The sequence below is a fragment of the Flavobacterium sp. LMO8 genome, assembly GCF_009495755.1.
Lineage (GTDB): Bacteria > Bacteroidota > Bacteroidia > Flavobacteriales > Flavobacteriaceae > Flavobacterium.
Map to the genome: position 1 here is coordinate 18,765 of NZ_WIBJ01000031.1, position 16,315 is coordinate 35,079.

Annotated in this window: 16 protein-coding genes; 8 read left to right on the forward strand and 8 right to left on the reverse strand. The window is 30.1% G+C overall.

Translation table 11 applies throughout. The annotated features are described in order from the left end of the window. The first annotated feature begins 36 nt into the window (after positions 1–36). The 7 genes from rfbC (at position 37) to GFJ94_RS07960 (ending at position 6,525) form a co-directional block, all read left to right on the forward strand. Positions 37–588 (forward strand): dTDP-4-dehydrorhamnose 3,5-epimerase, encoded by a 552-nt coding sequence (gene rfbC / locus GFJ94_RS07930; RefSeq protein ID WP_153201019.1) that lies wholly within the window; start codon positions 37–39, stop codon positions 586–588. Beyond that, entirely contained in the window at positions 582–1,493 is a 912-nt protein-coding gene (rfbD, locus tag GFJ94_RS07935) for a dTDP-4-dehydrorhamnose reductase (RefSeq protein WP_153201020.1), read from the forward strand. The genes rfbC and rfbD overlap by 7 nt, the downstream gene beginning before the upstream one ends. A gap of 4 nt (positions 1,494–1,497) precedes the next feature. After that, positions 1,498–2,595 (forward strand): acyloxyacyl hydrolase, encoded by a 1,098-nt coding sequence (locus GFJ94_RS07940; RefSeq protein WP_153201021.1) that lies wholly within the window; start codon positions 1,498–1,500, stop codon positions 2,593–2,595. Between the two features lies 1 nt (position 2,596). Continuing rightward, complete coding sequence (locus GFJ94_RS07945; protein ID WP_162523827.1) at positions 2,597–3,367, forward strand: head GIN domain-containing protein; 771 nt, start codon at positions 2,597–2,599, stop codon at positions 3,365–3,367. Positions 3,368–3,369: 2 nt separating this feature from the next. Then, positions 3,370–4,341 carry a glycosyltransferase gene (locus GFJ94_RS07950; RefSeq protein ID WP_153201023.1) on the forward strand — a complete coding sequence of 324 codons (972 nt, stop codon included), beginning with the start codon at positions 3,370–3,372 and terminating at the stop codon, positions 4,339–4,341. 70 nt (positions 4,342–4,411) lie between these two features. Then, entirely contained in the window at positions 4,412–5,911 is a 1,500-nt protein-coding gene (locus GFJ94_RS07955; protein ID WP_153201024.1) for a T9SS type A sorting domain-containing protein, read from the forward strand. Between the two features lie 68 nt (positions 5,912–5,979). Beyond that, entirely contained in the window at positions 5,980–6,525 is a 546-nt protein-coding gene (locus tag GFJ94_RS07960) for a hypothetical protein (RefSeq protein WP_153201025.1), read from the forward strand. Between the two features lie 44 nt (positions 6,526–6,569). Here GFJ94_RS07960 and GFJ94_RS07965 read toward each other — a convergent pair whose 3' ends face one another. Genes GFJ94_RS07965 through gmd form a run of 6 tightly spaced genes read right to left on the reverse strand, consistent with a single transcriptional unit; the run spans position 6,570 to position 12,984 of the window. Continuing rightward, on the reverse strand, positions 6,570–7,337 hold the full coding sequence (locus GFJ94_RS07965) for a glycosyltransferase family 2 protein (protein ID WP_153201026.1): 768 nt from the start codon (positions 7,335–7,337) through the stop codon (positions 6,570–6,572). Further along, positions 7,338–8,831: an oligosaccharide flippase family protein gene (locus tag GFJ94_RS07970; protein ID WP_153201027.1), complete on the reverse strand. Its 1,494-nt coding sequence runs from the start codon at positions 8,829–8,831 to the stop codon at positions 7,338–7,340. Between the two features lie 8 nt (positions 8,832–8,839). Beyond that, positions 8,840–9,784, reverse strand: coding sequence for a hypothetical protein (locus GFJ94_RS07975; RefSeq protein ID WP_153201028.1), 945 nt, complete (start codon positions 9,782–9,784; stop codon positions 8,840–8,842). Between the two features lie 21 nt (positions 9,785–9,805). Further along, positions 9,806–10,966, reverse strand: coding sequence for a DegT/DnrJ/EryC1/StrS aminotransferase family protein (locus GFJ94_RS07980; RefSeq protein ID WP_153201029.1), 1,161 nt, complete (start codon positions 10,964–10,966; stop codon positions 9,806–9,808). Further along, the gene (locus GFJ94_RS07985) at positions 10,959–11,885 is read right to left on the reverse strand and encodes a GDP-L-fucose synthase (RefSeq protein WP_153201030.1); all 927 of its coding nucleotides are present in this window, start codon (positions 11,883–11,885) and stop codon (positions 10,959–10,961) included. The genes GFJ94_RS07980 and GFJ94_RS07985 overlap by 8 nt, the downstream gene beginning before the upstream one ends. 13 nt (positions 11,886–11,898) lie before the next feature. Continuing rightward, on the reverse strand, positions 11,899–12,984 hold the full coding sequence (gmd, locus tag GFJ94_RS07990; RefSeq protein ID WP_153201031.1) for a GDP-mannose 4,6-dehydratase: 1,086 nt from the start codon (positions 12,982–12,984) through the stop codon (positions 11,899–11,901). Between the two features lie 106 nt (positions 12,985–13,090). On the opposite strand from gmd, the gene GFJ94_RS07995 reads away from it, so the two are divergent. After that, entirely contained in the window at positions 13,091–14,353 is a 1,263-nt protein-coding gene (locus GFJ94_RS07995; RefSeq protein WP_153201032.1) for an O-antigen ligase family protein, read from the forward strand. Here GFJ94_RS07995 and GFJ94_RS08000 read toward each other — a convergent pair whose 3' ends face one another. Then, on the reverse strand, positions 14,354–15,514 hold the full coding sequence (locus GFJ94_RS08000) for a glycosyltransferase family 4 protein (RefSeq protein ID WP_153201033.1): 1,161 nt from the start codon (positions 15,512–15,514) through the stop codon (positions 14,354–14,356). Positions 15,515–15,519: 5 nt separating this feature from the next. Beyond that, positions 15,520–16,296: a 2OG-Fe(II) oxygenase gene (locus tag GFJ94_RS08005; protein WP_153201034.1), complete on the reverse strand. Its 777-nt coding sequence runs from the start codon at positions 16,294–16,296 to the stop codon at positions 15,520–15,522. Positions 16,297–16,315 lie beyond the last annotated feature (19 nt).

Consider the following 16,315-nt stretch of genomic DNA (forward strand, 5'->3'; position numbering starts at 1 on the left):
TGAAGTTGAATTTTGAAATTGAAATTGAAATTGAAATTGAAATTTACAGAAACCAAACTTAAAGGATGTTTTATCCTGGAACCAAAAATAATAAAAGACGAACGCGGTTACTTCATGGAAAGTTTCAACGAAAAGACTTTTCAAGAAGGTGTTGGGCAAAAAGTAACTTTTGTACAAGACAATCAATCGTTTTCAACTAAAGGCGTTTTGCGCGGATTGCATTATCAATGTAATGAACATGCGCAAGCAAAGTTAGTTCGTGTTCTTGATGGTGAAGTTTTAGATGTTGCAGTAGATTTACGACCTGAATCAGCAACATTTGGTCAATATGAAGCTGTTTTGCTTTCGGCAGAAAATCGAACACAGTTTTTTATACCAAGGGGTTTTGCTCATGGTTTTTTAGTTTTAAGTGAATCAGCAACTTTTTTTTACAAATGTGATAATTTTTACAATAAGGAAAGCGAAGGTGGATTGCTATATAATGACGAAACAATAAATATCGATTGGAATTTTTCTGTCCAAGATTTGATAATTTCAGATAAAGACAAAGTATTACCGAATCTACAAAATGCTAAAAAAGTATGGTAGTATTGGTAACAGGAGCAAACGGACAATTAGGACAAGCCATTCAATCTATTTCTAAAAACTACAAAGAAATAGATTTTGTGTTTTGTTCTTCGTCTGAATTAGATATTACTAATTTAGAAAATTGTCAAGCTGTTTTTTCAAACTATCAACCACATTTTTGCATTAATACAGCGGCTTATACAGCAGTTGACAAAGCTGAAAGTGAACCAGCAAAAGCTTTTGATATCAATGCAAATGGAGCAGAAAACTTAGCGATTACCAGCAAGAAGTTCAATACAATTTTAATTCATATTTCTACTGATTTTGTATTTGATGCTTATTTTTCAGATGGAATTGCCTATTATGATAGAGAACTTAGATTGCCTTTAAAAAGTAATTTAGGACTTACAGAAACCGATGTACCTTTTCCAAGTGGTGTGTATGGTTTAACAAAATTGCAAGGAGAACAAGCGATTAAGGCGAATTGGGAAAAACATTTTATCATTAGAACTTCTTGGGTATATTCTCAATTTGGAAACAACTTTATGAAAACCATGCTACGATTGGCATCGGAACGTGATAGTCTTTCTGTTGTTGCAGACCAAATTGGAACGCCAACAAATGCTATTGATTTAGCTGAGGTTTTGATAGTTATCATAGTTTCAAGTTTCAAGTTTCAAGTTTCAAGTTTTGGAATTTATAATTTCAGTAACGAAGGGCAATGTTCCTGGTATGATTTTGCTAATGAAATATTTCGCCAAAAAGGAGTTTCAATAGATTTAAAACCTATTCCAACTTCAGCCTATCCTACGCCAGCCAAAAGACCAGCGTATAGTGTTTTGGATAAAACAAAAATTAAAAACACATTTGATATTGAAATCAACGAATGGCAAACTAGTTTAGCAAATTGTATAAATCAATTGTAAATTCATGAAAAAAATAATTTTACTCTTTTGCTTTACCTTCTTTTTATCCTTTTCACAAGAAAAAGCATCAACTTATTTTGATGTGCAACTTTTTAGAGGGAATATTTATAAACACACGGATGATGTTGGTCATTTAATCACTGGTCATCCCGACGGATTTTTACTGAGTTACAACTGGAAAACTTTTGGAAAAAAAGAATGGCAACAAGTATACAATTATCCTGATTATGGAGTTTCGTATCATTATTTAGACTTCAAAAACCAATATTTAGGTGTTAATCATGCGGTTGGAGTGCATTATAATTTTTATTTTTTTAAGCGTCAGTTAATGTTTCGAATTTCGCAAGGAATTGGTATGACTTCAAATCCTTATGACAAAGAAACTAACAATAAAAACAACGCTTTTGGAACTAAGATAATGGACAATAATTACTTTTTATTGGAATATAAGAAGGAAAACATTATTGATAAAATTGGTTTTCAAGCCGGATTTATGCTGACTCATTTTTCTAACGGAAGATTCAAAGCACCAAACAGTGGAATCAACACAATAGCTTTTAATGTAGGATTGAATTATAATTTTAACGACAAGCAAGAATTTATAGTTGATTCGTTACCATCAAAATACACTTACAAAGAAAGAATAAAATACAATATCGCTTTTAGAACGGGAATTTCTGAAGGACCAGTTCCTCATTTGGGACAACGTCAATTTTATCATATTGGTTTGTATGCCGATAAACGAATTGGAAGAAAAAGCGCTCTACAGCTGGGAACAGATGTTTTTTTTTCCCGATATTTACAAGATTATATAAAATTTGTATCGGTGGCTTTTCCAGAGAATCATGATTCTTATGCCGATCCAGATACCGATTATAAACGAATCGGATTGTTTGTTGGACATGAGTTGTTTATTAACAAACTGTCTATCGAAACACAATTTGGATATTATGTTTACAAGCCTTTTGATTATGAAATTGATATCTATCAAAGAGTTGGGATAAAATATTATCTTTATAAAAATATTTTTACTGGTGTAGGTTTAAAAACCCATGGAGGAAGAGCTGAAGCTATTGAAGCTACACTTGGTGTACGATTATAATATGAGAAAATTTGTTTTACATATAGTTACTTTTTGCTGCCTTGTTTTGGTAACCAGTTGTGGCATTTCTGAAGATTGTTTCAAAGGAAATGGGAATCAAATTACACAAACGTTTCCGATAGAGGACTTTACTAAAATTAAAGTTTATGATGGTGTTGGATTAGTTGTAAAAGAAGGCCCAAATTATGAAGTAAAAGTAAAAACTTCTGAAAATATTATTGATGAGATAGAAGTTAAATTAGTGGGCAACATGCTTGTTGTTAGAGATAATTCAACGTGTAATATTACTAGAGATTACGGACAAACAGTGGTTTATGTTACGGTACCAGATGGTTCGATTTTACCACTAATACAAGAATTAGAATTGTATTGTAAAACGGAACAAAAAATACAGTCAGAAGGTATATTACACTCGCCAATTATTCGTTTATTTTCAATAGGTGATGATGGTGATAGTGCAGGAATTGGTAATTTTTATATCGATGTTGACAATGGACAATTAGTAGTTGAAAGCAACAACATTTCTAACTTTTATATCAATGGACATTGCGAGGAAATGTTATTGAATTTTTACTTTGGAGATGGTCGTTTTTATGGTGAAAACTTACAAGCCGAGAACATAAAAGTGTATCATAGAGGCTCTAATGATATGATGGTTTTCCCAATTCAAAAAATTGAGGGAACTATTTTTGCCACAGGAAATGTGATTTTAGAAAACATACCACCACTTGTTAATGTTGAAGAAGTGTTTAGAGGAAGAGTAATATACTAAAAATGAATTTAAAGAAAAACATTTATTGCTTAACACCCATTTATAACGATTGGGAAAGCTTTGCTATTTTGATTCAAGAGATTCATCAACTGAAACAAAATCTAAGTACTTACAATTTTTTTGTGTTAGCAGTAAATGATGGTTCTACCGAAGATTTACCTGAAGATTTTGATTACAAGAACATCTCTGCAACAGTTTTAAATTTAAAAATTAACATTGGACATCAAAGAGCTATTGCAGTTGGGTTGCAATATATTTACAATGAAGTGTCCGATTATGATTTTGTTGTGGTAATGGATAGTGACGGAGAAGACAAACCTCAAGACATTAAGGATTTAATCAACAAAGCAGAACAAGAACAAGAAAAGAAAATCATTTTCGCCCAACGTAAAAAACGTCAAGAATCTACATTTTTTAAAGTGGGTTATTTCTTTTATAAATACTTATTCTATTTCCTAACGGGACAAAAGATAAGCTTTGGAAATTTCAGTGTAATTCCAAAAAAATTACTTTCAAAAGTAGTCCATCAAAACAACATTTGGAACCATTATTCAGGTGGAATCATTCAATCTAAAATTCCTTTTGAAAAAGTTTTACTAGACAGAGGTAAACGCTATAAAGGTGTTTCTAAAATGAATTTTAATAGTTTAATAGTTTACGGATTAAGTTCAATTTCGGTTTATTTTGATTTTTTATCTATTCGTATTTTAAGATTTTCATTGTATGGAATTGGAATTTGTTCCATTTCTGTTTTATATATTTTATACCAAAAATTATTTACCGATAATGCGATTCCTGGTTGGGCATCAAGTTTGACATTGATCATTTTGGGAATTATTTTACAATTGTTTTCAGTAACACTTGTTGTTTTGTTATTGCAATTGAGTTCTAGGAAGAATATTAGCACTCCAAATGCCAAACAATATTTCGATTTTATTGAAAATAAATTCAGAAATAGTTTTCTTAATATTTGATTGAATATCAATATATTAAATTTAACTTTGTATTGTCAAGTAAAATTCATCTTGTTGCTAAACCATAATTATGAAACAATTTTTATTTACAATTATTTTTTTGAGTACTTTTTTTAAGTTAAATGCTCAAAATTTTTCAGCAGATGTTTCATTTGGAAATAATGGCGTTGTCATAAATACAGCTATTTCAAAAAATCCTATAGAGATTTTTTTTCAAGATGACAAGTATTTTTTTGTGTTGAGTGAGAATATAGTTTGTAGTTACAATTACAATGGCACAAGTAATATTGGATTTGGTTTAAATGGCGTTTTAACTTTTAATAATACAAGCGAAAATTATAAAATTAAAGGAGCCAAATTACATAATGGTTCTATTTATGTATATGGCCAGTTAATAATTAATTCAAATTCTAATAAGAATGGATTTATTGTAAAATTATCTACAACAGGTGTTCTTGATTCAACATTTGGTTCTAATGGAAAAGTTGTTTTTGATTTTGGTCATAATGAAGAGTCAATTAATGATATAGTTTTTACACCATCAAGTGAAATATATGCTATTGGAACAAGAAATTACTCAATTTTTTTATCTAAAATGAATGTAGTGGGGAATTTAGATATCATGTTTGATAGCAATGGGTATAAAACATATCCTTTGAGTGCTAATGATTATTCAAATGGTATAAATATTTTTTCACAAAATAATGAATTGCTATTGACAGGAAGTTCTGTAATTGGTGCAAAATATTTAGCTTTATTGAAAGTTAACTTAAATGGTGATTTAATTCAAAGTTTTGGAATTAATGGGGTAAAAAAAATAGAAGTTGTAAGTTCTACTGACTCTTCTACTTTTGGTTTAATTAAAACATTAATTAAAAATGGTGTTTTATATTTTTCTTATACAAAGGCATACTCTTTTTCAACAATTTATAATTGGCTAGGGAAGTTTAATTTGAATGACGAGAGTTTAGAAATAGCGTATTCGTCATTACCTTTTTCGCTGCCATATTATTTTGTTGACGAAAACAATAAGCTCTATTATACTGGTAGCGTAAGATGTTCTCCTACAACAGCCACAAATTGTAAGAGAGATTTTTTTATTACAAAAAAGAATTTTGATGGTACAAATGATTTGTCTTTCAGTTCGACAGGAACTTATGTATATGATTTTTTTCCAAACGATTTCGTTTCTGATGACCAATCTTCAGTTTTTTATTTGCATGATGATGGTAAAATTTTGATTGCAGGGTATTCATTTAATCCAATGACCACGAATGGTTCAGGTTTGTCAATTTTAAGATTAGGGGAAACCAATTTAAATTCTAGTGGTTTTAATTTTGAGAAAAGTATTTCAATCTATCCCAATCCAACAACCAACAAAATTTACATAGAAAACAACAGTCAAAAAACAATCAAAAAGATTTTAATATTTGATACATCAGGTAAAATTCTTTTAGAAAAAGATTCTTTTGATCAAAATATTGACATAAGTGGTTTTCAAAATGGGATTTATTTTATTCAACTCAAAATGGATGATGCACATTTTTTTAAAAAAATTATGAAAATATAAAGAATACAATAAAAATTATTTTTCGAATTGTAAAAAACTATATATTTGCACAAAAATAAAATCAAAAAATGAAAGCATTTATTTTATCAGGATTATTACTTAGTGTTTTATTTACATCTTGTAAAGAAGATAAAGCTGTAGGAGCAGAAACTATTGTTAAAGAAGAAACAAGTCCGTTTACAATTACCGTTAATGCAGTTGTAGATAAGGATGCGGAATTTCAAATTTATTATAACGAAGACGGTTCTGAAAATTATCCAGCTGAACAATATATTAATGTGGCTATTAAAGCAAGTCAAGAGGCTCAAGATTTGGTTTTCAAATTACCAAACGATGTTAGCCCAATGAATTTAAGATTTGATTTAGGTTCTACTAAAGAACTTAAAGAGGTTAAATTCAATAGTGTTAAAATAGACTTCAATGGTAAAAATTTAAGCATCCCTAAAGAAGCGATTTTTAGAAATTTTTATCCAAATATGCAGGTTGCAGTTGATACAATAAATGCAACAGCAAAAATTAATGTTAAAGAAGGAGAGCTTTATGATCCAATTGTTGGAGCAACTCCAGAGTTAAAGAAACAAATCGAAACTTTATATGCTAAAAAAGCAGAATAACGTTTTAAATATTATATAAAAATAGGGAGCTAAATTTTAGCTCCCTATTTTTTTAGTATTAGTTTTATGTAGCATTTTAATAAGGAAAAATAAAAATCAAAATAGGATATGAACCTTGAATTGTATCCATATTTTAATTTAACCACTAACGCTTCTTTAAGGGCTTTGTAAATCTGATTACTCACACCGCCATTTTGCATTTTTGCGGTTATTTCATTAAAAAATGCAGGTTCAATCGTTTCTTTACATCTTATGTAAAAATCTAAATCCCCGACAATTTTGTATGCTGTACTGAAGTTGCCAACTTTCTCAAATAATTCTTTTTTATGAAAGGATCCCACTTGCGCAATATTCATATTTCTAACTACATTTACCCATTTAAATGGTTTGCCAATGACTCTTATGAACTGATGTTTCTCATCAATAATCTCAACTTGTGAAGAGATATAATTTGTTTTACTACCGCTTTTGTTTATTTCGTTTGAATAATTAATTAGAGCATCTTCAATATACATATCATCCGATCCCAAAAAACTAATCCATTGACCCGAACTTAATTGTATTCCTTTGTTCCATGCATCGTAAATTCCTTTATCCTTTTCGGAGATGAATTTATATGGAATTCCTTTTGCTTCAAATTTAGGCACAAATGATTGTATAATTTTCAGAGTGCTATCAGATGAATTACCATCTATTATGATGTATTCAAAATCTTGAAAATCCAAATTTAGTACGGAATCTATCGTATCTGATATGGTTTTCTCGCTATTGTAGGAAGCGGTAACTATACTAAAAAAAGGGGTTGTACTCATTTATTTTTTTGTAAATAATTGCATTACTTTTCCTGTTACACTTTTCAAATGTTGGTTCTTAAAAAATGAAAGAACAAAAAAGATAAGACATAAAACAAAAATACAGATAAATAAATAATTTAGAGAAGCATTAAACCAACTAATTATAGCAAAGTATCCAAAAATACCGGTACCAATAGCCGAAAGCACAAAAAACAAATCATTTTTCGAAATTAAGCTATTCCATGAAATACTATTTTCTTGTTGGTAAGAAACCAAAACCAAAAGCGAACCTATTAAAAAGGCTACATTCCATCCTAATATTACACCATAACCGCCAAAATGAACGCCTAAAAAATAACCTAAAATGGGATTGATGATTGTAATGGCTATATACGAATAAATTAACCAATTCAATTTGCCTTCTCCTAAGTAACTAAAATATGCCGGATTGCTACAAATATTAACAAAGGCCACAATGCTGTTTAAAATTACTGCAAATAAGAAAAACGGAACGATTTCTCCAATCCATAAGAAGGAAACTATTGGAGCCGATATAATAATGCCGGTAATCAAAACAATATCAAAAAGCAGAACTATTGAAAATGTTTTGATGTATAATTCTTTAACATAACTTTCATTTGTTTCTTTAGCTTCAGCTACTACTGGAATAATCACTTGGTTAGCGCTTACTATTAAACCTCTTAATTGTGTAACTAAACGACTCGCCATTTCATAGTAACCCACCATAGCTAACCCACCATATTTACTCAAAAGTGCTTTAGTTACGGGTTCAAACGACATTTGCATGAACGATAATGCTTGCATTTTTAAGCCATAATCAATAATTTCTTTGAATAAGTTTTTAGACCAATTCCATTGAAAGGTAAAAATCCCTTTTATGTATTTCGATAAAAAGTATATAGAAGTTAGTAACACTACTGCAGCTTGAACAATTTGGGCAAAAATTAATCCTTTCAAACCAAATTTTGGTGTGAGTAAAACACTTAAACCAAAAAGTAAAATAGAAGTAAAGCTAACAATGTAACTTTTGATATAATTTTTCTGAATTCCATCTAAACAGCTACTGATTACACCGCCCAATGCATTGATGACTAAGCTGATTAGTGAAAATGGTAATATTTCTAATGCAATTGGAAGGTATTTGGCTTCAATAAAATGAGGTAAAATATAAGTGCCCGCTATTAAAATGATAACCGAAATAATTGAATAGGTAACAATAATAAAAATAGAAGCTGTAAAAATGAGTTTTTTTAAACTTTCAAAATCATTTCGGGTGTGATAGGTAGCTACAAATTTGACGATACTTGTACTGATACCAAAATTAGCTATTAAAGCTAATGAAGTAGAGGCAATGATTAAAGACCAAACGCCAAGCAATTCAATTCCTAAAGTAACCAATAAGTAACGGTACAAAAGCAAATATACAATTCCTACGACCAGAACTTGTCCTATCGCAGCGATTGAATTGAAAAGAAGTTTTGATTTTTGCAAACGTTTCTTTATTTGGAATTAAGAATAAAATTTTCAATTTGAGTCACTCTATTGTCCCAATTGTGGAAGTTTTTCACTACATCATAATTTTTTTCAATTAGCGGAATGTGAGTATCAAAGTTAGCTAAAATAGTTTCAATTTGTGCCACAGGATTTTCTTCATCAATTTCTATAATAGGATTATAATCAAACAGATGGAGCATATCATGTGGTAGTTTACCTAAAATTAAACATTTAGACGCCATCGATTGCAGATAGCGATTTGTTATGGTAGAAATTTTGCCAGTTCTTTCAGGATGTGTTATGTCTGAAGGAACACAAATAGATATTTTTGAATTGGCTAAACCAAATAAAAAGTCTTCGCGTGAAGGAAAAATAATTTGTCCCGCTTTTTTTTCGTATTGATAAACCAAATGATTTTCAATTGATTTGATTTTTTCGTGATACTCATTCCATTTTCTACCTAATTGTAAAACGTCTGTTGTTCTTTCTTGATAAGGTATAAATTGATATTGGGTAACATCAATTCCTTCTGGAATCCAATGCGATTGAAAATTTGGAATATTTAAAGTGTTGAAATAATCTGCCGATTGCTTACTTGCTGTGAAAACTAAATTGATTTTATAAGCACGTATCGTTTTTTCAATCTCATCAAACAAAGGTTCCCAGGCATCATACATCCAAAGCACTTTTAAATCGGCATTGAAATGAAAATAAGGAAAAAACTTTTCTTTTTGATATCCAATTACCACATAGTTTTTATGCTTTTTAATTGGTAGTTGAAACGGCGAAATGAATTTAAGGAGTTGGCGAAGCACTCGCGCTTGAATGCTTCCCACCCCGTTTATTATTTCCCAATTGGGTTTGTTTATAATTCTAGCTTCAAACTCATAATACAAATCCATGGAAACATGGTGATTGAAATTGGTTTTAACCAAATTAAATTGTTTCATGAGTAAAAATTTTAATTACAACTAAGTTAATACTCGATGTAAATGCTTAATTTCTTCCGTTAAATCAATTTGGTGATTCCCAACAAAGAAACCTTTTTTGTCTAAGTATTGTGCGTTTTTCATTTCGCCAAAAATTTCACAATCGAAGTATTTCAAAACTTCATTTTTAGTAAAATCTCCAGTAACAATAGGACGACAATCGATGTGATTTTCTTCTAATTTTTTTACGATATCCAAACGGTTTAAATTAGATTCGGGTTTAATGATAAAACTAAATCCAAACCAACTGCTGTTATCGATATCTTTTTGAATGTAGAAATCGTTACTATCTTTAAATAGAGAAATAAACAATTCTGCATTTTTTCTTCTTTGGTCTAAGAAAGAAGGTAATTTTTTTAATTGTTCAACCCCAATAACACCACTCATTTCAACAGGTCGCACATTGTAACCTGGTAATAAGAAGCGGAACGATTCTTCGAACCAATTATCACTTTTGTTAGAAATTTTATTCTCTTTAGGTAAATGACGTGTCCATCCATGCGCTCTTAAGCAAACCATTACGTGATACATTTCCTCATCATCTGTTACAATTAAACCACCTTCCATGGTTGCCATGTGATGCGAAAAGAAAGTAGAAAAAGTTCCCACTAAACCAAAAGTTCCGGTTTGTTTCCCTTTGAATTCAGCCCCCATTGATTCGCAGTTATCTTCCATTAAGATGATGTCTTTAGAACCGATGATGTCTTTTATAGCATCAAAATTATTTGGGTTACCCAAAAGGTTTACCGCTAAAATCATTTTAGTGCTGTCTGTAACGGCTAATTTCAATTGATCTAAATCAAAATTTAACGTGTGTAAATCCACATCTACAAACTTCAATTTTAAACCATATTGGTATAAAGGGTAATAAGTGGTTGACCATGAAACAGCTGGAACAATTACTTCATCTCCTCTTTTTAATTTTGGATTTTTAGTATAAAACATAGCGGCAACTGCAATTAAATTAGCAGATGAGCCCGAGTTTACCATAACCGCGTATTTTGAATTAACAAATTTTGCAAAATCGTCTTCAAATTGTTTTACGCCTTCGCCCATAGTGTACATATCTTTTGCGATAACACCATTGATGGCTTCTATTTCTTTTTCATCCCAAGTTGAGGATGCTAATGGATATTTAATCATGTAAAACCGATGTTTTAAAGTATTCAACTGTTTTTTTAATTCCTTCTTCTAAGGAGGTTTGATGTTGCCAACCAAATTGCTTCAGTTTCAAATCATCAATTAATTTTTGTTTCATTCCGATAGGTTTAGACAAATCGTGAACAAATTTTCCTTCAAAACCAATTACGTTGGCAATGGTTTGATAGTATTCGTTAATAGTATAATCAAATCCTAATCCCACATTGATGTTTTGTGGCATTTGGTCAAATTTTTCTAAGGCATAAAATACAAAGTCAGCTAAATCACCTGTGTACATGAATTCTCTTCTGGCTAAACCATCACCCCAAATATCGATTTCGGTAGCGTTGTTTTGTTTGGCTTCGTAAATTTTCTTTATTACCGCCGGAACCATGTGTGAATGCTCGGGCGAAAATTTATCGTATTTCCCATATAAATTACATGGAATAACGGTTTTGTATTGCAATGTTGGATTTTCTTTTACTATGTATTCGCACAAACGCGTAGCTACTACTTTTGCAATGGCATAGCCTTCGTTTGTAGGTTCTAATTCACCTTTTAAAATTAATTCTTCTTGCAATGGATTTTGCGCTTCACGCGGATACATGCATGAACTAGCCATATTCATAAACCCTTTGATTCCGTTTTCTTTAGCTGCCATGATGATGTTTCTTCCCATGTCTAAATTGAAAACTAGGAAATCCACAGGTCTTGCCATGTTAGCTTGAATTCCTCCTACTAAACCAGCAGAATGAATAATAAAATCAGGCTGGTGTTCTTTTATATAGGCATCCACTGCATTATAATCACGCAAGTTCAATTCAGTGCTTGAAGGAGCTAGTAAGATATGTTGAGCTGCTTTTGGATGTTCCAAAATATTACTTCCCACCATACCATTGCCGCCTGTAACTAATATTTTCATAAGGAAATTTTAGTTATTCGTATCTTTTTAATGAATCCCTGTCTTTAAAACGAACGACATAGTTTAAATCGTGTTGCATCATGATTTTTACAAGTTCTTCGATAGAAGTACGACTTGGATTCCACCCTAATTGGGTTTTAGCTTTTGTAGGATCACCTAATAAACTTTCTACTTCCGCAGGTCTGTAATAGTTACGATCTACTTCAATAATTACTTTTCCTGTAGCTTTACAAATTCCTTTTTCGTTTTCATTTTCTCCTTGCCATACTAATTCGATACCCGCTTCTTTAAATGCTAATTCGCAGAAGTAACGCACTGAATATTGAATTCCAGTTGCAATTACATAATCTTCTGGTTGTTCTTGTTGAAGCATTAACCACATACATTCTACATAATCTTTAGCATAACCCCAATCGCGCATAGCGTTTAAGTTTCCTAAATATAATTTTTCTTGTAATCCGTGTTTAATTCTTGAAGCCGAAAGAGTGATTTTTCTGGTAACAAAAGTTTCACCTCTTCTTTCTGATTCATGGTTGAATAAGATTCCGTTTACAGCGAACATGCCGTAAGACTCACGATAATTTTTGGTAATCCAAAACGCATAAATTTTAGCTACGCCATAAGGAGAGCGCGGATAAAAAGGAGTGGTTTCTTTTTGAGGTACTTCTTGTACTTTTCCGTACAATTCAGAAGTAGACGCTTGGTAAATTTTTGTTGTTTCTGTCAACCCACAAATTCTGATAGCTTCTAACAAACGTAATGTTCCAACCGCATCAGTTTCTGCCGTATATTCTGGCATATCAAAAGACACTTTCACATGCGATTGCGCTGCTAAATTGTAAATTTCGTCTGGTTTAATTTGTTGCACTAAGCGAATTAGACTCGTAGAATCTGTCATATCCCCATAATGCAGGTTGATTTTTTTATCTTTATGTAAATCTCTAATTAAAGATTCAATATATAAATGCTCAATTCTTTCGGTATTAAAAGTAGAACTTCTTCTTATGATTCCGTGAACTTCATATCCTTTTTCTAATAATAATTCGGCCAAATACGAACCATCTTGTCCATTAATTCCGGTAATTAACGCTTTTTTCATCTCGGGTTAAAAATTTAATAGCTACAAATATATATCTTCAGTTAGTAAATGTATAATTTTTAGCAATATATTTTGTGAAATAGCTTTATATTTGGGGGCTAAATACATGGCTTTGATTGCAAAAAAACACATTCCAATAATTCTTTTTATACTTGTTTTATTGTGCGAGCTTTACTTGCCATCGTATAAATTAAATTTTGCTATTCAGTTTTCGACTTTAATTGGCGTTGTTTATAGTAGTAAGACAACTATTTCTTTGCGATTTTTTAAGACAATTTTACCTTTATTATTGCTATTTCTAATTGGTTTTTTGGGATTTTTTCTTGATTTTTATCCGTTATCTGCCACAATTAAAGACATTACTTATTTTTTAAAACCCATTATAGCACTTGTTCTTAGTTATGTGTTAATTAAGAAGCAAAATGATTTATTTCTTTTTTTAAAGATTATAGTTTATGTAGCCGTATTTACTGCTTTTATTCATTTGTTTGGAATATTTGTCTTGGGAGATTTTAGGAGCAACTCCATTCACGAATTGAGAGGTGATTTTGGATTGGATAATTTTATTGAAATTTTTGCTCTATATATATTATTATTCTCAAAACGATTTTTAGGAAAATCAATAATAAAAGATAGAAGATGGTATTATGTATTGGTAATTATTTTTCTTTTATCCATCTATTTGTATTTTTCTAGAACGATGTTGGTAACCTTTTTTTTAATAGGTTTTTCAATGTTTGGATATGCTAAAATTACAACTGGGACTTTAAAATTTATTGGATTTGTCTTCTTATTAATTGGGTTGCTTTATGCCTATTTATTTTCAGTAAAAATTGATAGAAATGCTAAAGGAGTAGAGGCGTTTTTATATAAGATAAAAATAGCTCCAGAAGAAATTTTCGAAACAAAAATAGATAGGGAAAACCATAAAGAGTTATGGGATCATTGGCGTGGGTATGAAGCCAAAAGAGCATTTTCACTGATGAAAAAAAAACCATCTAGTTATATTTTTGGAACAGGTTACGGCTCTTTAATTAACTTAAAATTTAAGGCACCGGTAGGAGAAAAAGATATGAAATTCATATCAAGAATACACAATGGTTATGTTTATGTTTTGTATAAAACAGGTTTTATAGGTTTGATTCTATACCTTCTTTTTTTACTTAATTTATACTTGAAAATTTATACAAAAAAAACATCTGAAGAAACTTATTTTGTAGATAGAATTATTGTTAGTATTAGTATTTTTTATTTTTTCAGTTCTTTAATTATTACCGGAATTTATATCCCTATAGATGCAGTAGTTTTTATTCTAGGAGGTTTATTAGCTGTTGAAAAAGCAGGAAAAGATATTAAAACGATATATTAGTTATTGTGTTAATTTTTCATATTCATCTGTAAAACTTTTTACGTATTTTTTTGTAGAAAAGTTTTCGTTTACTCGTTTAAATCCATTTTCTCCATAAATTTTAATTAATTCAGGGTTTTCTAATAAAAAAGTAATTTTTTCTGTTAAATCTAAAGCATTATTTGCTTCAAATAGTAAACCAGTTTCATTTGGCTTTACAATCTCAACCAAACCACCATGATTAGCAGCAATAACTGGTTTTTTTGAAAGCATAGCTTCTGTAGCTACTAATCCAAAGGATTCTTTTTCGGTTGAAGGAACAACAGTTATATCGATTGTATCATAATAAGGCCAAATATTTTCTTTGAAATCAACGAACGAAACTTTGCTTTGCAAAGAATTTTCTTCAATTTTTTTCAAAATATCATTGAGATATTCTTCTTTTCCTTTAACAGCTGAACCTATAAATACTAGGTGAATATTAGAGTGTTTTTTTTGTAAAATTGTAAAGGCATCCAGCATTAAATCCTGACCTTTAATCTTACTAATCCTACCGATTAATCCAATTAATATTTTATCATTAATTTCCGAAGAAATTGAACTTTTAATTTTGGTAATTTCTAGTTCATCAATTTTGTCAATTTTTCTTTCCTGACCATTATAAATAATAGTTGATTTACTCTTAATTTTTGGATAAATTGAAGTAAAATGATTTGAAGTAGCAACAGAGTTAAAAATTACTTTATCTGAAAAGAAATGAATAATTTTCGGATAAATTAAGGCAACTCTTTTTGGTTTCTCAATTATTTCGTGTACGTGCCAAAGATGAGGAATTCGAAAAAAAAAGGAATAAAAAGCACCTATGAAAATAGATGTTGCATTGGAATGAATTAGATGTATTTTTTTTCCTTTCAGCTGTCTTTTAATGGTTAAAAACGATTTTATAATTTCAATTGGTAATTTGATAAAAAAAGAGGGTTTTAAAATACCTCTTTTTACTTTTATCACAGATGAATGAATTACCTGAATTCCTTTTTTTTCAAGTAGTTGTTTTAACGGTCCTTCTTCATGTAAGACTACGATTGGTGTATAATTTTCTGGAAAATTATTTATGAGTTCCAAAATTGCTTTATCAGCACCATATAATTCAGCCGACTGATTGACAATTAAAACATTTTTCATCTTAATTACTGATTTTTAGCGGTACCGCTTCCAAAGAATTTATTCTTGGTTTGAACTAAAAAATTAAAGTTTTTTGCTAATAATTTTTTAAATACTGACGCATCCTCTTTGGGAAACCAATCAGTAGTTCTTGGAATTTCTAAATGTCTGTTGTGAATTTGATATGCATAGGTAGCTATAGATGTTCTGTAATTTCCTTCTGGGAAATTAGTCATATCATAGCCATGAAGCGTATAAGGCGCACATTGCTGAATGATTAATCTGTTAAAAGGAACATCTAATTCTGCTTCTTCATCTGTTCTTAAATCTCTAATTTTTAAACCACCTTTATATTCAGGTTTCCAATCTTTGTTTAAATAAAGCAATAAGTTTAATTCTCGGTACCAATTTTTATTAATAGGATGATAGTTAAAATCAAGATGCATATCTAAAAAGCTATTCTTTTTACCTTGATGTAAACCACCTCCATGATTTTTAGGATCAACAAATACTTTTTTAGCCGTAATAAATGATAAAATTTTATTGAAACGTTCAGAAGATAAGTCATTATAAAGTTCTTCTAATTCAGGAGATAAAACTTTGTAATTAGATTTTTCGAATTTATTATTAGCAAAAGCATAATCTCTACTTTTGTTTTCTAATTCTGGAATGGAAGCATAAGCTCTATTTAATTTTTCTTCATCGCAAAATCCGTCAATTATTAAATGCGGAAATGGTTGAGCGGTTAAATATTTTGTTCTAAGTGCTTCTTGATTGCTTTCTAAAAACTCGAAATTTATCATAATAATGTTCTTGTATTGT